Annotated in this window: 20 protein-coding genes; 10 read left to right on the top strand and 10 right to left on the bottom strand. The window is 57.5% G+C overall.

Annotated elements, in window-relative coordinates; translation table 11 throughout:
- The first annotated feature begins 24 nt into the window (after positions 1 to 24).
- The 4 genes from ACR0D7_RS12465 (at position 25) to ACR0D7_RS12450 (ending at position 3,427) form a co-directional block, all read left to right on the top strand.
- A complete protein-coding gene (locus ACR0D7_RS12465; protein WP_170386690.1) occupies positions 25 to 579 on the top strand; it encodes an HdeD family acid-resistance protein in 555 nt (184 codons plus the stop codon).
- Positions 580 to 621: 42 nt separating this feature from the next.
- The gene (leuD, locus tag ACR0D7_RS12460; RefSeq protein WP_480679299.1) at positions 622 to 1,227 is read left to right on the top strand and encodes a 3-isopropylmalate dehydratase small subunit; all 606 of its coding nucleotides are present in this window, start codon (positions 622 to 624) and stop codon (positions 1,225 to 1,227) included.
- 329 nt (positions 1,228 to 1,556) lie between these two features.
- The gene (locus ACR0D7_RS12455; protein WP_480679298.1) at positions 1,557 to 2,387 is read left to right on the top strand and encodes a hypothetical protein; all 831 of its coding nucleotides are present in this window, start codon (positions 1,557 to 1,559) and stop codon (positions 2,385 to 2,387) included.
- On the top strand, positions 2,384 to 3,427 hold the full coding sequence (locus ACR0D7_RS12450; protein ID WP_480679297.1) for an endonuclease/exonuclease/phosphatase family protein: 1,044 nt from the start codon (positions 2,384 to 2,386) through the stop codon (positions 3,425 to 3,427). The genes ACR0D7_RS12455 and ACR0D7_RS12450 overlap by 4 nt, the downstream gene beginning before the upstream one ends.
- Positions 3,428 to 3,546: 119 nt before the next feature.
- Here the strand turns inward: ACR0D7_RS12450 and ACR0D7_RS12445 are convergent, their stop codons facing one another.
- Positions 3,547 to 4,074, bottom strand: a complete 528-nt coding sequence (locus tag ACR0D7_RS12445; protein WP_480679296.1) for a redoxin domain-containing protein — start codon at positions 4,072 to 4,074, stop codon at positions 3,547 to 3,549.
- A gap of 91 nt (positions 4,075 to 4,165) precedes the next feature.
- Here ACR0D7_RS12445 and leuB point away from each other — a divergent pair, with 91 nt between their 5' ends.
- The gene (leuB, locus tag ACR0D7_RS12440; protein WP_480679295.1) at positions 4,166 to 5,269 is read left to right on the top strand and encodes a 3-isopropylmalate dehydrogenase; all 1,104 of its coding nucleotides are present in this window, start codon (positions 4,166 to 4,168) and stop codon (positions 5,267 to 5,269) included.
- A gap of 56 nt (positions 5,270 to 5,325) precedes the next feature.
- On the opposite strand, the gene ACR0D7_RS12435 is transcribed toward leuB, so the two are convergent.
- Positions 5,326 to 7,509 (bottom strand): transglycosylase domain-containing protein, encoded by a 2,184-nt coding sequence (locus tag ACR0D7_RS12435; protein WP_480679294.1) that lies wholly within the window; start codon positions 7,507 to 7,509, stop codon positions 5,326 to 5,328.
- Between the two features lie 257 nt (positions 7,510 to 7,766).
- Here ACR0D7_RS12435 and ACR0D7_RS12430 point away from each other — a divergent pair, with 257 nt between their 5' ends.
- Together ACR0D7_RS12430 and ACR0D7_RS12425 are read left to right on the top strand one after the other, a co-directional pair.
- Complete coding sequence (locus tag ACR0D7_RS12430; RefSeq protein WP_170386669.1) at positions 7,767 to 8,105, top strand: P-II family nitrogen regulator; 339 nt, start codon at positions 7,767 to 7,769, stop codon at positions 8,103 to 8,105.
- Positions 8,106 to 8,139: 34 nt separating this feature from the next.
- Positions 8,140 to 9,465 carry an ammonium transporter gene (locus tag ACR0D7_RS12425; RefSeq protein ID WP_480679293.1) on the top strand — a complete coding sequence of 442 codons (1,326 nt, stop codon included), beginning with the start codon at positions 8,140 to 8,142 and terminating at the stop codon, positions 9,463 to 9,465.
- A gap of 68 nt (positions 9,466 to 9,533) precedes the next feature.
- Here ACR0D7_RS12425 and ACR0D7_RS12420 read toward each other — a convergent pair whose 3' ends face one another.
- The 4 genes from ACR0D7_RS12420 to ACR0D7_RS12405 all read right to left on the bottom strand — a co-directional run bounded on the left by ACR0D7_RS12420 (position 9,534) and on the right by ACR0D7_RS12405 (position 12,488).
- Positions 9,534 to 10,718, bottom strand: coding sequence for an amino acid aminotransferase (locus ACR0D7_RS12420; protein ID WP_480679292.1), 1,185 nt, complete (start codon positions 10,716 to 10,718; stop codon positions 9,534 to 9,536).
- A complete protein-coding gene (sseA, locus tag ACR0D7_RS12415) occupies positions 10,718 to 11,572 on the bottom strand; it encodes a 3-mercaptopyruvate sulfurtransferase (RefSeq protein ID WP_480679291.1) in 855 nt (284 codons plus the stop codon). Before sseA ends, ACR0D7_RS12420 begins: the two co-directional genes overlap by 1 nt.
- A gap of 78 nt (positions 11,573 to 11,650) precedes the next feature.
- Positions 11,651 to 11,947, bottom strand: a complete 297-nt coding sequence (locus ACR0D7_RS12410; protein WP_480679290.1) for a CBU_0592 family membrane protein — start codon at positions 11,945 to 11,947, stop codon at positions 11,651 to 11,653.
- Positions 11,925 to 12,488 (bottom strand): helix-turn-helix domain-containing protein, encoded by a 564-nt coding sequence (locus ACR0D7_RS12405; protein ID WP_170575397.1) that lies wholly within the window; start codon positions 12,486 to 12,488, stop codon positions 11,925 to 11,927. The genes ACR0D7_RS12410 and ACR0D7_RS12405 overlap by 23 nt, the downstream gene beginning before the upstream one ends.
- A gap of 107 nt (positions 12,489 to 12,595) precedes the next feature.
- Here ACR0D7_RS12405 and ilvD point away from each other — a divergent pair, with 107 nt between their 5' ends.
- On the top strand, positions 12,596 to 14,428 hold the full coding sequence (gene ilvD / locus ACR0D7_RS12400) for a dihydroxy-acid dehydratase (protein ID WP_480679289.1): 1,833 nt from the start codon (positions 12,596 to 12,598) through the stop codon (positions 14,426 to 14,428).
- 196 nt (positions 14,429 to 14,624) lie between these two features.
- Here ilvD and ACR0D7_RS12395 read toward each other — a convergent pair whose 3' ends face one another.
- Positions 14,625 to 15,443 (bottom strand): sulfotransferase family protein, encoded by an 819-nt coding sequence (locus ACR0D7_RS12395; protein ID WP_480679288.1) that lies wholly within the window; start codon positions 15,441 to 15,443, stop codon positions 14,625 to 14,627.
- Between the two features lie 142 nt (positions 15,444 to 15,585).
- Between ACR0D7_RS12395 and ACR0D7_RS12390 the strand changes: the two genes are divergently transcribed.
- Positions 15,586 to 17,163: a DUF5928 domain-containing protein gene (locus ACR0D7_RS12390; RefSeq protein ID WP_480679287.1), complete on the top strand. Its 1,578-nt coding sequence runs from the start codon at positions 15,586 to 15,588 to the stop codon at positions 17,161 to 17,163.
- A 36-nt stretch (positions 17,164 to 17,199) separates the two neighbouring features.
- Here the strand turns inward: ACR0D7_RS12390 and amaB are convergent, their stop codons facing one another.
- The gene (gene amaB, locus ACR0D7_RS12385; RefSeq protein ID WP_480679286.1) at positions 17,200 to 18,711 is read right to left on the bottom strand and encodes an L-piperidine-6-carboxylate dehydrogenase; all 1,512 of its coding nucleotides are present in this window, start codon (positions 18,709 to 18,711) and stop codon (positions 17,200 to 17,202) included.
- Between the two features lie 3 nt (positions 18,712 to 18,714).
- Positions 18,715 to 19,821 (bottom strand): saccharopine dehydrogenase family protein, encoded by a 1,107-nt coding sequence (locus ACR0D7_RS12380; RefSeq protein ID WP_480679285.1) that lies wholly within the window; start codon positions 19,819 to 19,821, stop codon positions 18,715 to 18,717.
- A 427-nt stretch (positions 19,822 to 20,248) separates the two neighbouring features.
- Between ACR0D7_RS12380 and ACR0D7_RS12375 the strand changes: the two genes are divergently transcribed.
- Complete coding sequence (locus ACR0D7_RS12375) at positions 20,249 to 23,830, top strand: flavoprotein (RefSeq protein WP_480679284.1); 3,582 nt, start codon at positions 20,249 to 20,251, stop codon at positions 23,828 to 23,830.
- Here ACR0D7_RS12375 and ACR0D7_RS12370 read toward each other — a convergent pair.
- Positions 23,827 to 24,990 carry a hypothetical protein gene (locus ACR0D7_RS12370; RefSeq protein ID WP_480679283.1) on the bottom strand — a complete coding sequence of 388 codons (1,164 nt, stop codon included), beginning with the start codon at positions 24,988 to 24,990 and terminating at the stop codon, positions 23,827 to 23,829. The genes ACR0D7_RS12375 and ACR0D7_RS12370 overlap by 4 nt on opposite strands.
- Positions 24,991 to 24,998: the final 8 nt, after the last annotated feature.

Genomic DNA, 24,998 nt, shown 5'->3' with positions numbered 1-24,998 from the left:
CTAGATATTTGAGGGATTGAAGACATGAGTGACTGGATCAAATGGCTCCTGCTGGGGCTTCTGTCCATAGCGTTTGGTATCTTTGTACTGGGCGCACCGGCGGTGGCATCGATTGCCGTGACGGTGGTAACCGGTGTGTTGCTGCTGATCTCGGGCGCGTTGCAAGTTGTTGGCGGTTTCACCATCGAGGGAACCGGTAACAAGATTCTGTCGCTCATCATGGGCGTTGTCATGCTGTTCCTCGGTTGGTCCTTTCTGGATCACCCGCTGCAGGGAACGGTCACATTGGCTACCGTATGTCTGATCCTGTTCATGGCAGGCGGCATCGCTCGGGTGATCCTGTCGTTCCAGATGCGTGGAACACAGTATTTCTGGGCGACGCTGATCTCGGGCATCATGTCGATCGTTCTGGCGATCCTGATCTGGCGTTTTGCCGCCGCAGAACCGGCTGTGCTGCTGCAATTGCTGGGCATCCTGCTGGGCATCGAGATGATCTTCAACGGGCTCGGCCTGGTCTTCATGGCGTTCTTCGTCAAGGACGCCCCCAAAGACGAAACTACAGAAGCGAAACAAGCTTAAACGCGGGGCATGGGCGCGGCCCTCTCCCGCAGGAGTGTGAACATGGAAAAGTTTGAAAAAGTCCACGGGGTGGCCGCCCCAATGCCACTGATCAATATCGACACAGATATGATCATCCCAAAAGTGCACCTGAAAACCATCAAACGGTCCGGCCTTGGCGTCGTGCTGTTTGATGAGATGCGCTATCACGACGACGGGCAGGAAAACGAAGAGTTTGTCCTGAACAAACCCGCCTATCGCCAAACCGAGATTCTGGTTGCAGGCGACAACTTCGGCTGCGGCTCGTCACGCGAACATGCACCTTGGGCGATCAAGGATTTCGGCATCAAGGTCGTGATCTCAACCAGCTTTGCGGACATCTTCTTCAACAACTGCTTCAAGAACGGCATCCTGCCCATCGTGGTCGAGGAAGAGCATCATGCGATCCTGATGGATGACGCCCATAAGGGCGAAAACGCCCGCATGACCGTGCATCTGGAAGATCAAAAGATCACCACATCGGATGGTGTCGAGATCGAATTCGACATAGACCCGCACCGCAAGCACTGCCTGCTGAACGGTCTGGACGATATCGGCCTGACGATGGAAAAAGACCACCACATCGACAAATTCGAGGATCACGCCAGCCAAGCCCGTCCCTGGGTGTGATTCTGGGAAAAAGTTTTGAATTACTCAACCTAATGGGGTCGCAAATGCGGCCCCATTCTCTTTCTTGGGTGATGGAACCACCAAACCACAACATATAGGCATCACATTGGGATACACGTCGGATTTGCGTCAGAAATGATGCAATACCGCACCAGTTGCGCCATCTTTTTGCCCTAAATGGCGTGTTTTCTGCGCCTTGGCTTGAGCAAAATGCCGCTTATCGTCAATGTTGGCAATAAAGAGGCAACCGTCAAAAACAAACGCGGCGGGCACAAGTTGGAACTAGGTCGGCAAAGATCGACTAATCCGGTTTGGAAAGGGTTCGGATAGTGATTGCGCGCACAACTGGGGCGACGATTCGTGGAATATTGGTCGCACTGATGGTGCTGACACCCGCGTTGTACCTGCCCGTATCGTCAACGAATGGCACCGAGATCGTCGTCTTTCTCGCCATTCTCGCATTCTTTCTGACCTTCGCTGAATATAACTCAGCCTTCCCCAGCTTTATCGAATTCCGCGATGCACCGCCTGTGAACCGGCTCCGCTTTGTCGGGCTGATGACCATGGTCACGTTCCTGACGCTGATCTGTAAAAACATATATGCACCGACCGATCTGACCGCTGCGATTTACGCCATAGGGCTGGGAGTCGCCAACATAGTCGATTTCCCCTATTCACCGGTCCGGCTGATCATCCTGATGCTGCCATCAGATGCCAGCCCGTCTCTGATTGAACTGGTCCGTATCTCAGCCAGCGCGGCCTATGTAGCGGCGCTGGTGACGATTGTCAGCTTTGCCTACGCGGTAAAGATACGCGGTTGGCCCACTGGCAACGGCGCCTTTAATGTCTGGACGAACCTGCCGTTGTTCGATCCGACCAATGGTGGTGACGTCGTTAATCGCCTGCAGCGTGACGGGCGCTTGAACATCTCGATCGGGGTGTTGCTGCCATTCCTGATCCCGGCACTGATCAAACTGATGACGATTTACGCAAACCCGATCTCGCTGAGTAATCCTCAAACCCTGATCTGGACCTTAAGCGCTTGGGCCTTTCTGCCCGCCAGCATGATCATGCGCGGTATGGCGACATTGCGCATCGCAAATCTGATCGTCGAAAAACGCCGCGCTTATTCCACGGCTGAGTCTACACAGGTCGCATGATCCGCATCCTTCTGCTGTTATTGCTGCCGGTCATAGCGCAGGCAGAAACAGTTCGTATCGCCACCTATAACACGGAACTCAGCCGCGATGGGCCGGGCCTTTTGCTGCGCGACATTCGGCGTGGTGATGCTCAGGTGCAGGCGGTCGTTGATGTGTTAGTGGGCGCGCATCCTGATATCCTCGCACTGCAGGGCATCGACTGGGATATGGATGGTTTGGCCGTGACGGCTCTGGTCAGGCGGTTGCAAGCGGCTGGGTTGGATTACCCTTACCACTTTTCCGCCCAGCCCAATGCTGGTCTTGAAACGCCGCTGGACTTGAATGGAGACGGGCGAGTTTACGGCCCGGCCGACGCACAGGGCTGGGGCCGCTTCACCGGCCAAGGCGGGCTTGCGGTGCTGTCGCGTTACCCAATTCACGCCGCCGACGTGCAGGACTTCACCGGGTTACTCTGGCGTGAGCTTCCGGGCGCACAATTGCCAGCCACCGAGGACGGACCATTCCCTTCGGAGGAAGCCCAGCGCATTCAGCGCCTGTCCGCTTTGTCCCATTGGATCGTGCCTGTAGACACGCCTATCGGCGTTTTAAGCCTTATGACATTTCATGCCGCGCCACCGGTATTTGACGGGCCGGAAGATCGCAACGGACTGCGCAACCGCGATGAAATCCGCCTCTGGTCTTTGGTTCTGGACGGCAAACTGGGGCGCAGGCCCACCGCCCCGTTTGTGATCGCAGGGGACGCAAATCTGGACCCTGAGCGCGGAGAAGGACGTAGAGAAGCAATTCAGACCCTGCTGGCCGATCCACGCCTGCAGGACCCGATGCCCGCTGATTCCTTAGGTGCGCTAACCACAGTGGACTGGAAAGCTGTGGGGGAAATGCGGGTGGACTATGTTTTGCCTTCTGTCGGGCTGCAGATCACGGATGCAGGCATATTTTGGCCCGAACAGGGCTCATCCATGCACACGGCAGCTTCGCAGGCCAGCAGACATCGGTTGGTTTGGGTCGATGTGGCCGTACCCGACAGACCTTTGAATTGACCCTTCAGACCTCAACGCCAATTGCCTCCGGTCTGACTGACCACTCCGCACCCTTTGCGTCAGACCCGTTGCATGCGCTGGGTCTGACATTTGTTAAACTAAGGGCTGAAAGATGGCCCTCAAAGCGCGCCAGTATATGTCCCGCGTGGCGGATAATTGTTGCCCAAAGTGAACTTCAGGCCGCCGACAATGTCGGACATTGCGGGCCGGGCAAAGGGGGTTGTCTGTTGCCACGCGTAGTACAACGTCCGCTCGGGAGAAATGAAGAAATGCCCGGGTTCGGCAAACAGGGCGGGCTCGGCACTGCCTTCGCGCGCAGTCGAGATAAGCAGCCCCCAATCCTCGCGCGCTGTCGCCAGTGGCAAACTATGGCCAACGCGCAACCGCGCTACCCCGGCCTTTTCGACCGTTTCTGCAGCGCGGTCTGCCGTATCGGTGGTAACCATGATCACTTCGATCCCCAGCTCTGCGAAATCGTCCAGCGCCGCTTCGACCTCTTTCATCTGCCGGATACAGATCGGGCAGTGCAGACCACGGTACTGAATCACCAGCGTGCCGTTCTCGCCCTTGTCAGCGTCAAGATCGAACGTTCCATGGCCCACGGTTTCGATTTTTAGCGCAGGGACAGGATTTCCCGGTATCAACATGTGTTTTCCTCGTGAATTGGCGGGTTCGTCTCATTGACCCGATGCGGCGCAGACGCTAGGGCCTTTGCGACGAAACGCAAGGAGACCGTTCATGTCCAACCCCTCGCTCCTCATCCTGCCCGGAGACGGAATTGGCCCGGAAGTCATGGCAGAAGTGCGCAGAATCATCGACTGGTTCGGCGAAAAGCGCGGCCTTCACTTTGACGTGAGCGAGGATCTGGTCGGTGGCGCCGCCTATGATGCGCACGGAAAACCGCTGTCGGATGAAACCATGGCCAAGGCGCAAGAAGTGGACGCTGTTCTGCTGGGCGCGGTCGGTGGTCCAAAATACGACGATCTGGATTTCAGCCTCAAGCCCGAGCGCGGCCTGCTACGCCTGCGCAAGGAAATGGACCTGTATTCCAACCTGCGCCCGGCACAATGCTTTGACGCGCTGGCGGATTTCTCGTCGCTGAAGAAAGACATCGTCGCCGGTCTGGACATCATGATCGTGCGCGAGCTGACCTCGGGCGTCTATTTCGGCGAGCCGCGCGGTATCTTCGAAGAAGGTAATGAACGCGTGGGTATCAACACCCAGCGCTACACCGAATCCGAGATCGAACGCGCCGCGCGCTCGGCCTTTGAACTGGCGATGCGTCGGAACAAAAAGGTCTGCTCGATGGAAAAGGCCAATGTGATGGAATCGGGCATTCTGTGGCGCGAGGTCGTGGAACGCGTGGCGAAGGATTACCCTGAGGTTGAGCTGAGCCATATGTATGCCGATAACGGCGCGATGCAGTTGGTGCGCGCGCCCAAGCAGTTTGACGTGATCCTGACCGACAACCTGTTCGGCGACATCCTGTCGGATTGTGCCGCGATGCTGACCGGTTCGCTGGGCATGCTGCCCTCGGCGTCTCTGGGCGCACCGATGGCCAATGGCCGCCCCAAAGCGATGTACGAGCCCGTGCATGGCTCGGCCCCCGATATCACGGGTCAGGGCAAGGCCAACCCGATCGCCTGTATCCTCAGCTTTGCCATGGCGCTGCGCTACAGCTTTGATCAAGGCGCTGAGGCAGACCGTCTGGAAGCCGCGATCGAGAAGGTTCTGGCCGATGGTGTCCGAACCAGCGATCTTCTGGCCGATGAGGGTGTCACACCAGTGTCGACCACCGAGATGGGCGACGCGATCCTGGCAGCGTTGGATGGCAGCCTCTGATCGTGCACCGCACTAAAAAAGAAGGGTGGTGCCCGGTGCACCGCCTTTTTTGTTGATCAGTTTCCGAAGATATTGTTCAGCAGATTGTTGATGGCGTTCTCGAACCCACCCTGCCTGCGGCGTTGACGTTTCGGCTGCGCCACCTGCTTCGGCGGGTCCGGGGCCAGCATCGGCAGCGGCGTCGGGGTCATCCCTTCGGTCACACGCAGCATGGTTTCCTTCCAGATTTCGGCGGGCAGGCCACCACCGGTCACTCCGGACAGAGGTGTGTTGTCGTCATAACCCATCCAGACACCGGCAACATAATCCGCAGTAAACCCGATAAACCACGCATCACGCGCCGCCTGAGTCGTGCCGGTCTTACCCGCCACCTGCCATCCCGGCAGCTGAGCCCGTCCACCAGTACCCTCGGACACCACGCGCTCCATCATCCAGGTCAGTTGCTTAGCCGCCTTGTCGTTGATCACCCGCTCGCCAATACCCGTGGTCGTCACCATCAGCGGCGCCTCATCGCCCAGAAGCTTCAGCTCGGTCAGACCATAAGGCTCCACCGCCGAGCCACCGTTGAGGATACCCGCATAGGCCCCGGTCATCTCGATCAGTGTACTTTCCGACGCGCCAAGCGCCAGCGCTGGGCCTTCGGCCAGATCGCTTTCGATGCCAAACTCACTGGCCACTGTACGGACATTGTCCAGCCCGGCGACCTCGGCCACCTTCACCGCTGGGATGTTCAGCGAATTCTTCAACGCATCTGCCAGCGTGACCCGGCCATAATACTTGTTGGTATAGTTCTTGGGGCACCACTGCCCGGATCCGGGGATGTTGATGCAATAGGGTTCGTCCATCACCGTATCCAGCGGCGAATACCCCAGTTCCAGCGCCGTCGCATAAACGAAAGGCTTGAAGGACGACCCGGTCTGACGCAGCGCCTGTGTGGCCCTGTTAAACGCGCCCGACACCCGCGTCTTGCGACCGCCGACCATGGCCCGCACGGCACCATCGGCCGACATCACAACGATAGCCGCCTGCGCCTTAGAGCCTTCGCGCACCTTTTCCTGAAAAATGTATTTCAGCGCTTCTTCTGCCGATTTCTGAAGGCGCTGGTCCAGTGTGGTGCGGATCACCACATCATCGGTGGTGTCGGAGCCGAAAAAGCTGGGCAGTTCGGTGATGACCCAATCGGCGAAATATCCCCCGGCCCGGGCGGCTGCGGCCTCTGACAATTGCGCCGGGTTGCCGCGCGCCTTGCTGGCCTGCGAGGCTGTCAGATAGCCCTGCGCCTCCATCAGCCCGATGACCAGCCGCGCCCGATCTTGCGACCGTTGCAGGTTGTTCGTCGGCGCATATCGTGTCGGTGCCACCAGAAGACCGGCCAGCATAGCCGCCTGTGACGGGTTCACCTCGGCCGCAGAGATACCAAAATACCGTTGGCTTGCAGCCTCAAAGCCGCGCGCACCCGCACCCAGGAAGGCCCGGTTCAGATAGATGGTCAGGATCTCGTCCTTGGAGTATTTCACCTCCATCGCCATCGCGTAGACCGCCTCTTTGGCCTTGCGCCAAAGCGAGCCTTGACGGCAATCGGATTCATAGGCGGCCTCGGAGTCCCATTCGCTGGGCACATAAGGAACCCCAAGACACAGCAGCTTGGCCGTCTGCTGGGTAATGGTCGAGCCTCCGTGGCCGGACAGCGGCCCGCGCCCTTCGCTCAGGTTAATACGCACGGCGCTGGCGACACCACGGGGGCTGACACCGAAATGGCGGTAGAACCGCTTGTCCTCGGTGGCAACGACAGCATTCTTGAGATGGGGTGAGACTGTGTCCGCGGTAATTACACCACCGAACTGATCCCCGCGCCAGGCAAACACTTTGCCATCACGGTCCAGCAAGGTGACCGAACCACGCGCTCGGCCATCCAACAGGGCATCAACATCAGGCAGCGTAGTGTAGACAACCCCGACCGCCAAAGCGAGCAATACGCCGACGACCGCACCCACGCGCCATGTGATGCGCCAGATCAAACGCCATATCCAACGGAACAGGCGGCGAAAAAACCCACCTCCGTTACCGCCAGATTTCTTACGGGTCTTCTTCCGCGTCGTCTTGCGAGTCGTCGTTTTACGCGCGGCCGCCTTCTTACCCGCGGGTTTCGCCGTGCGTTTTGTCGTCTTGGGTTTGCGCCCTTTCGACGGGTATCTTTTATCCGCAACAAGAGGTGTCTTGCGGCGCCTGGACTCAGTCATGCTCAAACTCTGCCCGGTTTTCGTTTTGACGCACCATACCCTGTCGTGCGTGTGAAGTAGAGGTATGATTTTCCCGTAAGCGGCCTCTCCGCATTGCTCATTTTTTAATCGAATACGTTAATTTGTGCAAAAATTGTGCACCCCAGCCCTGTTTACCCCAACATTCGACCCTCTGAATCGTTCCTTACTGACCTCAGGCACGCTTTTTTCTGCATGTGCAAAATACCGGCCACGCCGAAGCAGAAGAGGGGAAAGACGTGAAACTGATTATTGCGACTATCAAGCCGTTCAAGCTTGAGGAGGTGCGCGAAGCACTGACCGACGCAGGCATACGCGGCATGATGGTGACCGAAATCAAGGGCTTTGGCTCGCAGTCGGGTCACACCGAGATTTATCGCGGCGCCGAATACGCCGTAAACTTTGTACCCAAAATCAAACTGGAAATCGTGGTGCCAGCCGCGATGGCCGACCAGATCGTCGAAACCATCACCACAACTGCCAAAACCGGAAAGATCGGCGACGGCAAGATTTTCGTCCTCGATGTCGAGCAGGCCATGCGCGTGCGGACCGGGGAAACGAACGAAGAGGCGCTGTAAGGCGCCCCCACTCACAATCATTCGAGGACTGACAATGAACCTGATGAAATCTCTCATCCCTGCCGCCGCGATCGTCGCGTTGCCGCAGATGGGTCTTGCGCAAGAGGCCGCCAGTGGCGAGACCGCGCAGCACACGCAATTTATCCTGACCTCACTGCTGTTCCTGGTTGGCGGTTTCCTGGTGTTCTGGATGGCCGCAGGCTTTGCCATGCTCGAGGCCGGTCTGGTGCGTTCGAAGAACGTCGCCATGCAGCTGGTCAAGAACATGGGCCTGTTTTCGTTCGCCGCCATCATGTACTGGCTGGTCGGCTATGGCCTGATGTATCCCGGCGATGGCTGGATGATCCCCGGCGTTCTGGGCGCAATCGCCCCTGCGTCGCTTGAGGCCGTGGGTCTGGACGGCGTGAATGCCGACCTGTCCTATGCAACTGTCGGCTCGGACTTCTTCTTCCAGCTGATGTTCTGCGCCACCACCGCCTCGATCGTGTCGGGCACCGTGGCCGAGCGGATCAAGCTGTGGCCCTTCTTCGCCTTCGTGATCGTGCTGACCGGTATCATCTACCCGATCGAAGCGTCCTGGCAGTGGGGCGGCGGTTGGCTGTCCGAGATGGGCTTTAGCGACTTCGCAGGCTCGACCCTGGTGCACGCCGCAGGTGGTTTCGCAGCGCTGGCCGGTGCCATCGTGCTGGGTCCGCGGATCGGCAAGTACAACAAGGACGGCAAAGTGGTTCCGATCCCCGGTTCGAATCTGGCACTGGCGACCTTGGGTACGTTCATCCTGTGGCTGGGCTGGTTCGGCTTCAACGGCGGCTCGCAACTGGCCATGGGCACGATTGGTGACATCGCCGACATCAGCCGCATCTTTGCCAACACCAACATGGCCGCTGCTGCCGGTGCCGTTGCCGCTCTGATCCTGACGCAGCTGATGTTCGGCAAGGTCGATCTGACCATGGTCCTGAACGGCGCACTGGCCGGACTGGTCTCGATCACCGCCGAACCTCTGGCGCCGTCTCTGTTCCAGTCGCTGATCATCGGTGCCGTAGGTGGTGTGATCGTGGTCTTCGCTGTTCCGATGCTGGACCGCATGAAGATCGACGACGTTGTTGGCGCGATCCCGGTTCACCTGATCGCCGGTTTCTGGGGCACATTCATTGTCGCCTGGACCAACAGTGACGCATCTTTTGTGACCCAGATCATCGGCTTTGCAGCCATCGGTGCCTTTGTCTTCGTGGTCAGCTATGTGCTGTTCTCAGTCATCAAGGCCACGGTCGGCCTGCGTGTCGGCGAAGAAGAAGAGATCAACGGTCTCGACATGGGCGAACTTGGCATGGAAGCCTACCCAGAGTTTTCGAAGGGCTAAGCCGCAACCCATCCAACAAAAAAACCCGGGCGTTTGCGCCCGGGTTTTCTTTTTTTTCACAAATTGGTTCAGACACCGACGTCGACAATTGCCTTCGCCAGAATCGGAACAGTGGTCGCGTTCAGACCGGCGATGTTCAGGCGGCTGTCACCGACCATGTAAATGCCGTGATCAGCGCGAAGCTTTTCGACCAGTTCGGGCGCAGCACCCAGACGCGAGAACATGCCACGATGCTGGGCCACAAAGCCAAACCGATCCGAGCCGGTCAAGCGCTGCAATTCATCGGCCAGTTGCTGACGCAGACCCAGCATGGACAGGCGCACCTCTTCCAGTTCAGCGGCCCAATCAGCGCGCAGCGCGTCGTCAGTCAAGATCGTGGTCACAACCCGCGCACCGTGATCCGGCGGGAACGAGTAGTTCTGGCGGTTCAGAAACGCCAGCGTCGCTTGGTTCAGAGCAGTCTGTCCGGCGTCGGCGCTGATAGCCATCAGCAGGCCGGTACGCTCGCGATAGACTCCGAAATTCTTGGAACAGGACGCCGCGATCAGGCATTCCTTGACGGATGAGGCCACCAGGCGCGCGCCCTGCGCATCCTCTTCCAGACCATCGCCAAAGCCCTGATAGGCAATGTCGATCATCGCCACGAGGCCTTGCGCGTTAATCAGGTCCACGACCTCCTGCCACTGTACCATATTCAGGTTGGCACCGGTCGGGTTGTGGCAGCAGCCATGCAGCAGAACCACGTCGCCCGCCTTGGCGGTTTTCAGATCCTCGACCATACCGTCAAAATCGACGCCACGGGTCTCGCCATCGAAGTAACGATACTGGACCGTCTCCATCCCCAGATAGTTCAGGATCGACAAGTGGTTCGGCCAAGTCGGATTCGACACGAACACGCGCGCCGAGGGGTTGGCCATGCGGATCATCTCAAACGCCTGGCGACAGGCACCGGTGCCGCCCGGAGTCGCCACGGCGGCAATGTTTCCCCGTGCCACGGAGGTACCCAGGATCAGGCTGATCATGGCGTCCGAATATGCCGGATCACCCGCCAGACCTGTATAGGCCTTGCTTTCCTGTTCTTCCCAAATGCGCTGTTCGGCGGCTTTTACCGCGCGCATCACCGGGGTTACGCCCTTGGCATTCTTATAGACACCGACACCCAGATCGATCTTTTGATCGCGCGGATCGTCGCGGTACATTTGCATCAGCGCCAGAATCTTGTCGGCGGGCTGCGGTTTGAGATGTTCGAACATCAGTTCTCTCCGGTTGCGACGGGCAGGGTCGGGAAGGCACCCCATTCGGCCCAGGAGCCGTCATAAAGCGAATGATCTTTCTTGCCCATACGCTCAAGCGCAAGGCTGAGGATTGCGGCGGTCACACCGGATCCGCAGGATGTGATCGCGGGCTTCGACAGGTCCACGCCTGCGGCCTCAAACACGGCACGGCAGTCGTCGGGCGATTTCATGGTACCGTTCTTGTTCAGCAGTTCACCAAAAGGCACGTTGCGCGATCCCGGAATACGGCCCGAGCGCAGCCCTTCGCGCGGCTCCGGCTCGGTTCCGACAAAGCGACCGGCAGGCCGGGCATCGATGATCTCATGATCAGCCAGTTTGGCGGCGGCTGCGACCTGTGTGACATCCCGCACCAAATGATTCTGCACGCGTACCGTCATGTGGCGGTCGCGGATGACAGGGGGCAGATCTTCGATCCCTCGGCCCTCGGCCTGCCATTTTGGTAATCCACCATCCAGAACGGCAATGTTTTCCAGTCCCATCAGGCGGAACAGCCACCAGACACGTGCGGCGGACATCAGCCCGGCACCATCATAGACCACCACCTGATGACCGTCTCCTACGCCCATCGCCCGCATCCGCGACATGAACTTTTCAACCGGAGGCGCCATATGAGGCAGATCCGAGCGCAGGTCGGAAATCTCATCAATATCGAAAAAGCGCGCGCCCGGAATGTGCGCCGCGTCATATTCCGCCTTGGCGTCCCGCCCCTGTTGCGGCAGATACCAGGACCCATCCAGAATTCGCAGGTCCGGATCCTTGATATGAGCTGCAAGCCATTCGGTTGAAACGAGGGTTTTCGGATCGTCCTTCATCAAAGCCTCCCCAAAGCGCTTGATCTGTCCCTATACGCGCGGACATGCGGGTTCAAGGCTGGAAGGGGTCTTACGGGGCTATCGCGTGCTTCTCAGCCGGAAAAACTGGATGATCCCGATCAGACTGATCAGAATCCAGAACCCCTCGATCAGCAGCGAAGCCAAATTGAAATTCTGCAGCAGCGAGTAAACAATCAGAACCGACCCGGCGAGGTTTAGCACCGGAAAGGCCAGATCCTCGGAATTCATCATCCGCATCTGAGTGGCGAAATAGGCGGCCACAACGATCAAAGCCCCAAAAGACCCGATGGCATCGGCCAGTGTCAAATTATTGAGAAACGCGGCCATGGTCTCAGCCAATCGCGGCCAGCGCATCAAGCTGTGCATAATGATGCATGTTCAGAAACGCCGCGCCCTTTTCGCCCGCGCGGTAGCCATGCGGCAGGTCCGCCGCAAACCTCAGTCCCTGCCCGGCCTGCAGCGGCACCCATTCGCCATCCCGCAGAATCTCGAGCGAGCCTTTCAGAACAAAGACCTCCTCAGTCACACCGGTGGCATGGGCAGCGGATTCATGGCTTTGGTTCGGCGCAAGATCGACGTGGAAGGTTTCGGCCCTCAGGGCGGGATCAAAGGGAAAGACGATCTTGACCTCGATGCTGCCGGGAAAGGTCACGGTGCGGAACACGTCCGGTGTGACCGTATCGCGCAGGGTCTCCGGACCGATCAATGCGCTCAGGGGCAGTTGGAACCCTTTGGCGATTTTCCACAGCGTCGCGATGGTCGGGCTGGATTCGCCGCGCTCGATCTGACCCAGCATCGCTTTGCTGACTCCGGTCATCTCGGCCACCTTGGACAGGCTCAACCCCGAGGCTGCCCGTACATCTCTCAACTTCAGTGTAATATCGTCCGGTGCCATACCAATCGTCTTTCGAATCCCCTTGTACGTTATAGCGCACATGTGGTACGTGCGCTATAACGCACACATCCCGCATATCGCAACCGGGGCAAAAGGGAAACAGCATCATGCCAATGTACCGATCCAGAACCTCCACCCATGGCCGCAATATGGCCGGTGCCCGCGGCTTGTGGCGCGCCACCGGCATGACCGAGAGCGACTTCGGCAAGCCGATCATCGCCATTGTCAACTCGTTCACCCAGTTCGTCCCCGGCCACGTCCACTTGAAGGATCTGGGCCAGATGGTCGCGCGCGAAGTTGAGGCCGCAGGTGGCGTCGCCAAAGAATTCAACACCATCGCGGTGGATGACGGCATCGCCATGGGACATGACGGCATGCTGTATTCGCTGCCCTCGCGCGAGGTGATCGCGGATTCCGTAGAGTATATGGTCAATGCGCATTGTGCCGATGCGATGGTCTGTATCTCGAACTGTGACAAGATCACCCCTGGCATGCTGATGGCCGCCATGCGCCTGAATATCCCGGCGATCTTTGTTTCGGGTGGTCCGATGGAAGCCGGTAAAATCGACATCGCAGATCTGGACGTCAAGAAAATCGACCTTGTCGATGCGATGGTCGCTGCGGCCGATGATCGCTATACCGATGAGCAGGTTCAGCACATTGAGGAAAACGCCTGCCCCACCTGCGGATCGTGTTCGGGGATGTTCACGGCAAACTCGATGAACTGTCTGGCTGAGGCGCTTGGCTTGGCCCTGCCGGGCAACGGTTCGACCCTGGCCACGCACGCGGACCGGAAAGACCTGTTCCTAGAAGCTGGTCGTCGCATCGTCGAGATCACCAAACGCCACTATGAATTGGACGAAAAGGGTTTTCTGCCGCGCGAAATCGCAAGCTTTGACGCGTTTGAAAACGCGATGAGCCTCGATATCGCCATGGGCGGATCGACCAACACGGTTCTGCACCTGCTTGCCATCGCCCATGAGGGCGGCGTTGATTTCACAATGTCCGACATGGACCGCCTCAGCCGCAAGGTGCCCTGCTTGTGCAAGGTCGCGCCCAATACCGAGAACGTACATATGGAAGACGTCCACCGCGCTGGTGGCATCTTCTCGATCCTTGGCGAGCTTGGCCGCGCAGGCCTGTTTCACAACCATTGCAGCACTGTTCATACGCCTACGATGGGCGAAGCAATTGCCAATTGGGACATCAAGATCGCCAACAATCCCAAGGCGCAGGAACTGTTCAAGGCCGCCCCGGGTGGTGTGCGCACCACGCAGGCCTTCAGCCAGTCGAACCGCTACAAAGAGCTGGACATCGACCGCGAAGGCGGCGTGATCCGGTCCAAGGAACACGCGTTTTCACAGGATGGTGGTCTGGCGGTTCTGTTCGGCAACATCGCCCGAGACGGCTGTATTGTGAAAACCGCGGGCGTGGACGCCAGCAGCCTGACCTTCACCGGTTCGGCCTATGTCTGTGAAAGTCAGGATCAGGCCGTAAACGACATCCTCACCGGCAAGGTGAAAGAAGGTGACGTGGTGGTCATCCGCTACGAAGGCCCGCGCGGCGGACCGGGGATGCAGGAAATGCTGTATCCGACTTCGTACCTGAAATCCAAAGGGCTAGGCAAAGCCTGCGCCCTACTGACCGACGGTCGTTTCTCCGGCGGTACGTCGGGTCTGTCGATTGGCCACGTCTCACCCGAAGCGGCTGAGGGCGGCGAAATCGGACTGGTCCGCCAAGGCGACAAGATCGAGATCGACATCCCCAACCGATCTATTCATCTGGCCGTGTCCGACGAGGAACTGGCCGCTCGACGCGAAGAACAGGACGAGAAAGGCTGGGTGCCAGCCGAGCCACGCAAGCGCAAGGTGTCCACGGCGCTTAAGGCCTATGCCAAGCTGGCCACCAGCGCGGCGAAAGGGGCTGTGCGTCAGGTCTAACCTGTCGAGGTAGGCTAATCCCAAAGCCTACCTTTCCAAATCCGAAAACGCTCCCGCGTCCGAAACACACCATCGGCTTCGCCGATACTATGTTCGAACTTGGGCCCGGCGCCGCGCATTGCGCGGCGCCGGGCCCAACCAGAGGAGATGTCTCGTCAGAGACATTGACGATGTGCGGGAGTATCTGCCTTGCGGATTAGTCTCCCAACTTGGCGTGAACTTCGTCCAGATCAATTTCGCCAATCGGCATCTTGTTTGCAGGATTTTCGAAATCGTACCGGAACAGATCAAAATCCTGTTTGTAAATTTCATACACCAAATGCATCGACAGATCGTCGAAGTAATCCTCAACCGGATGCGCGCGCTTGGGGCCATGGCCTTCGGACTCGTTGAACCGAGGAATCTCTGACAGGTTCACGGCATGCGGTGTGTCCAGATTGTCCAATACACCCTGCATCCCATCATTGAATTGTTCGGTCCAAAAGATGCGGTCATACCGCCCGCCATTCACGATGAAGGTGGACACGTGGCCTGACATTGCCGACCAGTGAATGTCGGGGTCCATCGGCCTGCGCCACCGGATCGTGTCCCGGGCGAATAACAGGAACCGACGGAAACTGGCGATCTGGTCAAATTCGCTTTTGCCGTCATCTCCGCCGACTTCGATCCCATAGTTGTAGATCAGTGTCGGCACCAGGTTACCACGATAACGCTTACCGTTACGCTGAATGCCGCAGATTTTGTCAAAAAACGAACTCAGAATCCGGGTGTAGGGATTGCGCACGCAGGTGAAGGAATAAGAGCTGTGGTTGCGCACATTTTCCGATATCGGGTCTTGGCTGTCGCCAAAGGCCCATTTGTGCATCCCATTCTGAGCATCGTGGATATCGCCGTCATAGAATTGCCCGTGATCGGAAAAATACATGATTTGCCCAATGGTCGAACAGGCGCATTTCGGCACGACACGGTAAACCATGCTTTCACTTTCGGTCATCCATGTACCGGGAAAACCCATATGCTGCGCCTCCTTAACGGATCAGAACTCAATAAACACAATCGCCTTTGCCCACACAGAACCAAAAATATTCTGTTTATTCAATCGCTCATCCTCAGTATCACGTTTGGAATCAGGCAGAAACGGATGTCGAAGAAACATAATGGCAAAAATTGCCTATATTCTATTGTGCCATAAAGATCCTGACGCGATCATCGCGCAGGCCGAGCAATTGACCGCCGCAGGTGACTGCATGGCGATTCACTTTGATGCCCGTGCCAGTGCCTCGTCCTATGACCGCATTCGCGCCGCTCTGAAAGACAATCCCAATGTGGCATTTGCGGCCAAACGCATCAAATGCGGATGGGGAGGATGGTCTCTGGTACAGGCAACGCTGAACGCCCTGAAGGCCGCCGTGGACGCATTTCCACGAGCCACACATTTCTACATGCTGTCTGGCGACTGTATGGCCATCAAGACGGCCGAATACGCCCATTGGTTTCTGGACCAGAACGACAAGGATTTCGTCGAAAGCCACGATTTTTTTGCCAGCAACTGGATCAAGACCGGGATGAAGGAAGATCGGCTGATATATCGTCATTTCTTCAACGAACGCACCCAGAGCAAACTGTTCTATGCCTCATACGACCTGCAGAAACGCTTTGGCCTGACACGAGACATACCAAAGGATATTCAGGTCATGATCGGCAGTCAGTGGTGGTGCCTGCGCCGCCGCACGGTCGAGATGATCCTAGATTTCTTGAAGCAGCGGCCCGATGTAGTCCGATTTTTCTCGACCACATGGATCCCCGACGAGACTTTTTTCCAAACCCTTGTCCGGCACCTGATCCCGAAGCTTGAGATTGAGAACCGCACGCCTACTTTCCTGATGTTTTCGGATTACGGGATGCCGGTCACGTTCTACAACGATCACTACGACATGCTACTGGGGCAGGATTATCTGTTTGCCCGCAAAATCAGCCCCGAAGCGCATGAGTTGAAAGAACGTCTGGGCAAACTCTATGCCAGCGAAGGGGTCGAGTTTAAAATCTCGAACGAGGGTCGCAATCTTTATGGTTTCCTGACCGGGCGCGGGCGTGTCGGTCGCCGCTTTGGGCAACGGTTCTGGGATGCGGGCAATACACTTGGTCCTGAACGCGAGATTTTCATCATTGCCTGTAAGAAATGGCACGTCGCCAAGCGGCTGGTCGATCAGATCGTTTCCGAAACCGATATTCCCTGTGTCGAATACCTGTTCAACGAAGAAGAAACCCCGCTGCCCGATCTCGGTGGGATCGAGACGACTCTGCTCAAACGGTCTCGTCACCGGCGCGCGGTGGTGCGGATGTTGTTCGACCATTTCCAAACAGACCGGTTGGTGATCTGCGTGGATCCCGCCAATCTGGATATCATTCAGGATTTCTGCTCGGACCAAGCCAAAGCCCACGTGCTGGAGATCGACTGCGAGTATTCCGATGACTACCTGATCGGCCACGCGCGTCGAGTCGGACTGGCCGGTGAGAATAGCCCAACAGATACTGTGGCGCGACTTGTGCCGACGCTGCGCAATTCGCTCAGCTACGAATCCGAACTGATCCGCGGGGCAGGATTTGATGGGTACTTAAGCATCCGGGAAGCCAGCTCAAGGGCCGAGAATGAAACCGCATTGGCGGAATTTTTAGGCGTGTCGCAGGACAAGGCTCAGGCCGTGATGCAACTGGACTACCTGTTCGCAGACTGAATCGGCGGCATCCGTTGATGCCGCCGGGAGAATCGATCAAATATCGAACTTCACACCTTGCGCCAGCGGCAGTTCGGCAGAGTAGTTTACCGTGTTGGTCTGACGACGCATATAAGCTTTCCACGCGTCCGAGCCGCTTTCACGCCCGCCACCGGTTTCCTTTTCACCACCAAACGCACCACCAATCTCGGCCCCTGAAGGCCCGATATTGACGTTGGCGATGCCACAGTCGGACCCAGCCGCGGTCAGGAACTGCTCGGCCTCGCGCATGTTCAGTGTGAACACGCACGACGACAGGCCCTGCGGCACATCATTCTGTATCTCAATGGCGTCATCGAAATCGTCATAGCCCATGACGTAAAGGATCGGGGCAAAGGTTTCGGTTTTCACCACCGCAGTCTGGTCGGGCATCTCAACAATGGCGGGCTCCATATACACGCCTGCCGGGACGCCCTCGGTCACGCGATTACCACCAAACACGGTGCCGCCTTCGGCTTTGGCGGCCTCTAGCGAAGCGGTCATTGCTGCGCCCGAAGCCTCGTCTACCAGCGGACCAACCAGTGTGCCGTCAACCAGTGGATTGCCGATGGGCAGGCCGGTATAGGCCTTTTTCAGACGGCTCACCAATTCTTCGCGGATCGAATTGTGCACGATCAGACGGCGCAGCGTGGTGCAGCGTTGTCCTGCGGTGCCCACAGCTGAGAACACAATCGCCCGCACTGCCATTTCCAGATCCGCCGATGGTCCAACGATCATCGCGTTGTTGCCGCCCAGTTCCAGAATGCATTTGCCAAAACGCTGCGCCACGATGGGGGCCACGGCGCGGCCCATTCGGGTTGATCCTGTGGCCGAGATCACTGGCACATCTTCGCTGGCCACCAGCGCCTCGCCCAGCGCGGCACCACCGATCAGCGTTTGCAGCAGGTGGTCGGGCGCGTCGCCAAACCGAGCCAGCGCGCGTTCGAAGATCTTCTGGCATGCCATGGCGGTCAGCGGAGTCTTTTCGGACGGTTTCCAGATCACCGGATCGCCGCAGACCAATGCCAGCGCCGCGTTCCACGACCAGACGGCGACGGGGAAATTGAAGGCCGAGATCACACCAACCGGACCTGCCGGATGCCAGGTCTCCATCATCCGGTGACCGGGGCGTTCGGATGCGATGGTCAGGCCATAAAGCTGCCGCGACAGACCTACGGCAAAGTCGCAGATGTCGATCATCTCCTGCACTTCGCCCAGACCTTCCGACGTGATCTTACCGGCCTCCCAGCTGACCAAAGCGCCCAGATCGTTCTTGGCGGCGCGCAGCTCTTCTCCCAGCAAGCGTATCAACTCTCCCCGACGAGGGGCCGGGACGGTGCGCCATGCCTTGAACGCGGCTTTCGAGTTGGCAAAGACGGTCTCCATCTCGGCGGCGGACGTCTCATGAATTTCGGCCAACACAGACCCGTCGATAGGCGAGGTCACTTTCAGGCTTCCCCCCGTCAATTCGGCCTCGGTCAGATCCAGATTTGCGAGGGTGGTTTGTGCAGTCATAACGATGTCTTTCATAATTCAGGCCGCCTTGTTCTGTTCGGTTACGTCACCAGCCCGATAGAGCCGGCCAAATTCGGTGTTCAGGAAATCGGGCAGGTTCACCTGTTCTTGCCGCACGAACCCTTTTGCGGGCAGCGCGCCGGTGCGCATAAGATCGACCACACCCAGAACACCCGCGGCGGTGGTGACCTGAATGGCGCTCCAGACCTGTCCGTTGATGGTGCGCGCAAAGCTTTTATTGATCAGCGATTTCTCACGCAGCGCACCGTCGATCATGCCCTTTGCGGTACAATAAACCAGCACAACATCCTGATCAGTACGCGGCAGCGCCGTTTCGAAGATGTCCTTCAGCAGGTCACGACGACGTTCCAGCCCCAGATCCTTGAGCAGCAGCTTCAGGATATCGCAATGGCCCGGATAGCGGATCGAGCGATAGGACACCGCCCGCGCCTTGCCTTCCAATGTTTCGGGCAACGTGCCCAACCCACCGGACGTGTTAAAACACTCGTACTCCACCCCGTCATGGCCCAGCACTTCGTAATCTTCCAGCGGCGCGGTTTTGACCCGTTCGCCATTCACGATGGCATCGCACGGGTTGCAGTATTCATTGATCAGCCCGTCCGTCGACCAAGTCAGGTTGTATTTCAGCGCATTGGTGGGATAGAGCGGCAATGCCCCTACCCGCATATGCAGACTGTCCAACTCGTCGAATTCAGCCGCCAGCGATGCACCCGCAATGCCAACGAACCCCGGTGCCAGACCACATTGCGGCATAAAGGCGGTATCACTGTCCTTGGCCAGTTCACGCACGGCATTGGTGGCCGCAACATCTTCGGTCAGGTCAAAGTAATGCGCGCCCGCCGTCTTGGCGGCATTGGCAATCTTCGGTGTCAGAAAGAACGGAGCCGCCGAGATCACAGCATCGAATCCAACCAGTCCCTGGGTCAGCTGCGCCTCATCCCCCACATCAATCTGCCGGGTCGCGATCCCCTGCTTGTTCAGCACAGACAACGCCGCCAGATCGCGATCGGCCACTGTAACTGAATAGTTCGACGATCCTTGTAGCAGGCTGGCGATCATCTGACCGATCTTGCCTGCGCCTATCACACAAATGTTCCAGCTCAAAACGCGCCTCCTCTTTCGTTTAAGGAAAGTATGAGGGGTGGGCTGTTCGATCTGCAGGGGTATTCTTGACGAAAACGCGGGAAGTTACGTCATTATGACGACTTTTCCGTCATGTCGTCGTGTCTTTTTCTTGAGGCAACCAAAGCATGTTCGACACGACGGTCATTACCCAAAAACACAAGGGACGTGGAACTCATTTAATCAAAACAAGACCATCGGTGATTTTTGCGCCCAAATACGATACGGTGCGATCAATTGGGCCAATATGTTCGCACCAATTCCTGCGACCGTTCGGCCCGGCCAGCGCAGAATGCCCCGTCGGGCCGGTCTTGGAAATTAGTTTGACCGAACAATGCCTGACGCCTGCAACACAATTCAGCGTTGGTTCTTTAACCAAATTGACGTTGAAGTTCAGGGGGAAACAGACGTGCCTAAAGATCCAATTGAAAACACCATTTCCTATGATCCCACCAAGGCTGACTGGGCGCTGATACACGAGATCCTGCCCGCAGATGATCCTTCGAATATCCAGCCACATTTCGAGTGTTTCGAGGTGGCCGAGGATACAGTTCTGCCATCGAAAGGCATGTATGTGGTCCTCAGCGGTGTCGTTCAGTTGCGCCAAGAAGGAACAGTTTTAGCAACGGCCGATACGGGCGACTATTTCTACGAGGAACACCTTGAGATTTTCGACATTCCCGTCAGCCTCGAGGCGCTGGCCACGCCGGGAACAAAGCTGGCCTACCTTTCCAGTAACCAGTGGTTCGAAATCCCGACTAGGATTCGCGAAGGGTGCTACGCCACCCTGTTCGGCGATCTGGTCAGTGTGCATCTTCAGAACTTTCAGCAACCCATCAACTGCTGCAGCGTGACGGCGGCGGCGCTGAGCATGTCGGCGCTGGGGTTCAGCTGCGAGGTCAACGACATCTTCCGCGAATGCGCCCTGCCCACGTCTTTCGTGGTCAATGACGGCATTTCGCTGGGTGAACTTTACGACGTCGCCTGTACCTTCATCCACACGCAGGGCCTGCGCGATCGGGTACAGGTTCAGGCTTACTTCATGGACGAGGCTACGACCTCGGTCGAATTGCTGCTTGAGGCAATCGACGAATCCAACCGTCTGGGCGGGGACAACGACATTCTGGTGGCGAATTTCCAGGTCGGTGTCGCTCACGGTAATCCAACCATGCCCGGCGGTCACTTTGCCATCATCGCCAAATGTAACCCCAGCACCGGTCTGGTGCATATGATGGATGTGCACCCCGAGAAATACGGCAAACTGTGGGTTACCACCATCGACCGGCTCTGGGCCGGGATGTCGGACCGCGACGGAACCTCGATGCGCTCACGGGGCATTCTGCGGTTTTCGGCGCGCGAGGCGGTAAAGACCAATCTGCAGACCCTTCAACAGGACTGCAACTATGTGGACAGCACCTTGTATCTGGCCAAAGACCCCAAGAAACGGCGCAACCTGTTCCGGCGGGCCAGCCCGAACATGAACTCGCTGGGGGTGCTGGCTGAAAGCCTTGCGATTTTGGGGGACGAGCAGGTCGATGAAGACAAACTGCTGATTGCCACGCAGGCCAATCTCACCGACGCGCTCAGCCGCGTATCCACGGCAAAGGAAATGCACAATCTTGCGCAACGGTATCTGAGCCAGACACCCCATGTGCATCTGGGCAGCACTTTCCACAGTTACGCCTTGCGACCTGACCCCGAGGAGATAACCCCCGAACGATGGTTTCGTGATCAATTGCACTTGCTGAACAGCGATGATGACTGCCACCTGATGATCAACATCGACTTTAACCGCGTGCTTGGGTTCGAAGTCATTCGTCCGCCCGAGAATGTATATCGCGAAACGGCCTTGCTGGAAGAGTTCTGGTGTCTCTGTATCGCGTATGACGAGGACACCGACCTGGTGACCGTGGTGGACATGAGCCCCGCGACCTCGCAGGTGTGGCAGGCCCCAAGCGGGCATATCTTCCGCGGTTTGCGCGATCTGGAGAACCCGGCCATGCTGGTGATCGAGGAGCATGAGCCCCCCGAAGACCCCACCGACGTGGCCCGGATCGTCGCGACCAACCCGATTGTGCTGTTTTACGCGGATGAGGATCCGTGGTCCTACATGTTGCGCAGTATTCTGGCGAATATCGGCATCACCAGTGTCAAGCTGATCGACATCGAAGGGCACGGTGCCAATGTCATGAAGATGCGACGACAACTGAACGTTCTGACCGGCAAAGAAACCGCCCCCTACTTGTTTTTCCAGGGCGAATGTCTGGGTCGGCGCAAAGACATTGTCGATATGATCCTTGAGGGTCGTCTGCAGGACCGTGTGCACGAGGCCGGGCTTCCCGTTTTGCTGCGTCATGAATCCCCGAGCTTGGACAAGAACATCTTTGGCTATCCCAAGGGTGGACTGACTGATGCCCCGACCGAAAAACGTAACGTATTGCTGTGTGCCTGTGGGTCTTCAGCCGCCGATAAAGTGCCGGAACTGGTCGAACGCATCACGGCGGCTGGGCATAACGTCAAGCTGATCCCATCAGTCTCGGCCGAAAAGTTCTTTCGCGATTTCGGCGCTGAACGGATCGAGAAATGCATCTCGCACAACGACTATTACCGAGACGACGACGAATGGAACTTCCGGTATATCGAGTTTGGCATGCCCCTACGCGCCTCACACCTTGCGCTGTGCGATTGGGCCGACTGCGTGATCGTTGCCCCGGTGACCTGCAACACGATGGGCAAGATCGCCAACGGGATCGCTGACAACCTGCTGACCTCGGTCTTTGTGGCCTGGCAGTACCGGAACAAGCCGGTGATCCTCTGCCCCGCGTGCAACACGAATATGTGGAACAATGTCACCACCCAGAACAATGTCGAGAAACTGCGCGATCTGGGCATTGATCTGGTCGGCCCCCGCAAGGGGCGGCTGTCCAACGGCATGATGGGGATCGGTATGATGGCCACCCCGGATCAGATAATGGAGGTTCTGGACGAAGCCTTCGAAGAACTGGCCGATCAGGAACATAATATCTGCAAATGGGCGCAGGAAGCTGCGGCTTCGGACGAGTTCGCCCAATGGGGTCGCGTGTTCCAGGCCATCGATAATGGCATGGCCGGGATCGACATCGTGGATGACAGCAATGGTGATACACTGCTGCACTATGCGGCGGGCGGCGAAGGAGAGCTGCACGAAAACGGTCAGGACCTTGGCAAACCCGATCTTGAAGCCGCCCAAGCGCTGATCGACCGGGGCATCAACGTCAACGCCACCAACGATCACGGCTTTACCAGCCTGCATGTGGCGGTGATGAACAACTCGGCCGAGATGGTGAAAATCCTGCTGGGCGCCAAGGATATCGACGCCAGTTCCTGCATCCACTTCCTGCAAAGCGCCAGAGACGCCAAGGTCTCGGAAGAAATACGAGCGATGCTTGAGGATTGGGCGAACACCCATACCCTGACCGAGATCGAGGAAGAGGGTGAAGATGACCTGATTGAGGATCGTGAGAAAACCTATCTTTACTTTACCTATGGTTCGCTAAAGCGGGGTTTCCCCAATCACGACGCCCATGCCGAAGTGCTGGATGATTTCGTGGGCGAGGCTACAACCCGCCAACCGATGCCTCTGATCGTTCCGCACGAGCCCCATTGCGACAACCCCAATTGCGGCTTTCTGCACCGGATGGCCACATTGGTCGATCAAAAGGGTCGCGGCACACCAGTTCGGGGTGAGGTCTATCGTGTCTCATCCACGGGAATGAAGGAACTGGACAAGCTTGAAGGCTATCACGGCCCCAACTCGCCCGAAAATGTCTATGTCCGCAAGCGGATCAACGTGCTGATCGACGGCGTGAAAAAACCCGCCTACACTTATGTGATCGCGCATCCCACCAAATATCTGGATCAGTGGGAGGAGGGTAGCTCCGGAATCGTCGCGGAGTACACGTTGGACATGGCTACCGGCACCCCAAAGCCGGGGTTTCAGCCGCCCACCTAATTCTGCACCTCGATCACGGTCTCATCTTCGGGATCAGCCTTAAGGCTGAGATTATAGGCCGTGATCGCCACCATGCAGAGCAGGACAAAGGGCCAGAACGCGGCTTTTGGGATCAGATTGTCCTTGTAGTGAACAAAACGCAGCGACGGCACTGCCTCGGAGGCGAACAGGTAGGTGTTCACCGACACCGCAAGCAGCAGGAAATACATCAGGAAAAAGAACGATTCCATATAGATAACAGGCGATCCGGCAAATCCTTCGCGTAGCTGCACATGCGCCAACAGAATTACGAAGAACAGGACCGAGCAGGTGCCGATCACGCTTGAGGTGCTGAAATCATGTCGTTCGACCAGATCGGGGCGGCGGGTCACGGTCATCACCGCCCCAAACAACAGCATCGTCACCACGATCAGCGGGATCATGTGAACGATGAAAGCATTCCCGAAATTGCGCTTGATAACAAAGTTGTAATGCAGTTCGGGCAGGTTGGTCTGGAATTTGGCGTCGCGGATACCCAGCGTTGTACCTAAATCCGACAGCCGGTAATCGAAATAGGTGTTCTCACGCTCCCACGTGCCCATGACGATGCGGTTGTCGATACCGAAAATGTCATCTGGGCCGGTGGCAGGATAGGATTTGAAATCGGGAATCAGCGCGACCGCCACATCAAATTCTCTGGGCCAGAACCGGACCCAGACGGTTTTATGGTCAAAGGGATAGCTGGTGTAATCAAAACTTTGGCGCAAGGTTTGCTCGAAATACCAGCCGATCAGTTCCGAACCGCCCTGATCTATGCGATATGCCTCTTCGATCACGCCGTTCGCCGCGTCCACGGCTTCGGGCATGATGAACCCAACCTCACCGTCGACCGGTTTGATCGCGTCATGCACGCCGTCCTCGTAATGCTGCCAGACATAGCCGGTGACATACACGTCGCTTGCGCCGGTAAAGCTGAAGGACTTTATGAAAATACCGGTTTTCACCTGATACTCCGGCACATTGCCTAGCCTTGACAGATAATCATCGACCGCGGCCTGATCAGGCAGTTGCGTCGGGTCCTCTTCGAAATGGTTCAATGCCACCCACAGATTGAACAACAGCACGGCGAGGATCAGCGTCACGACACCCGAAATCCACCAGACCTTCTTTTCGATGCTCATTCTGCTCC

It is taken from the genome of Ruegeria sp. BB7 (assembly GCF_056539365.1).
Note: the sequence above shows the minus strand (reverse complement) of the source record. Positions and strands in the feature narration are given on the sequence as shown.

Coding starts and splice junctions, on each gene's coding strand:
- ACR0D7_RS12465 (WP_170386690.1), top strand. CDS start 25: ATGAGTGACTGGATCAAATGGCTCCTGCTGGGGCTTCTGTCCATAGCG.
- leuD (WP_480679299.1), top strand. CDS start 622: ATGGAAAAGTTTGAAAAAGTCCACGGGGTGGCCGCCCCAATGCCACTG.
- ACR0D7_RS12450 (WP_480679297.1), top strand. CDS start 2,384: ATGATCCGCATCCTTCTGCTGTTATTGCTGCCGGTCATAGCGCAGGCA.
- ACR0D7_RS12445 (WP_480679296.1), bottom strand. CDS start 4,074: ATGTTGATACCGGGAAATCCTGTCCCTGCGCTAAAAATCGAAACCGTG.
- leuB (WP_480679295.1), top strand. CDS start 4,166: ATGTCCAACCCCTCGCTCCTCATCCTGCCCGGAGACGGAATTGGCCCG.
- ACR0D7_RS12435 (WP_480679294.1), bottom strand. CDS start 7,509: ATGACTGAGTCCAGGCGCCGCAAGACACCTCTTGTTGCGGATAAAAGA.
- ACR0D7_RS12425 (WP_480679293.1), top strand. CDS start 8,140: ATGAACCTGATGAAATCTCTCATCCCTGCCGCCGCGATCGTCGCGTTG.
- ACR0D7_RS12420 (WP_480679292.1), bottom strand. CDS start 10,718: ATGTTCGAACATCTCAAACCGCAGCCCGCCGACAAGATTCTGGCGCTG.
- sseA (WP_480679291.1), bottom strand. CDS start 11,572: ATGAAGGACGATCCGAAAACCCTCGTTTCAACCGAATGGCTTGCAGCT.
- ACR0D7_RS12410 (WP_480679290.1), bottom strand. CDS start 11,947: ATGCGCTGGCCGCGATTGGCTGAGACCATGGCCGCGTTTCTCAATAAT.
- ACR0D7_RS12405 (WP_170575397.1), bottom strand. CDS start 12,488: ATGGCACCGGACGATATTACACTGAAGTTGAGAGATGTACGGGCAGCC.
- ilvD (WP_480679289.1), top strand. CDS start 12,596: ATGCCAATGTACCGATCCAGAACCTCCACCCATGGCCGCAATATGGCC.
- ACR0D7_RS12395 (WP_480679288.1), bottom strand. CDS start 15,443: ATGGGTTTTCCCGGTACATGGATGACCGAAAGTGAAAGCATGGTTTAC.
- ACR0D7_RS12390 (WP_480679287.1), top strand. CDS start 15,586: ATGGCAAAAATTGCCTATATTCTATTGTGCCATAAAGATCCTGACGCG.
- amaB (WP_480679286.1), bottom strand. CDS start 18,711: ATGAAAGACATCGTTATGACTGCACAAACCACCCTCGCAAATCTGGAT.
- ACR0D7_RS12370 (WP_480679283.1), bottom strand. CDS start 24,990: ATGAGCATCGAAAAGAAGGTCTGGTGGATTTCGGGTGTCGTGACGCTG.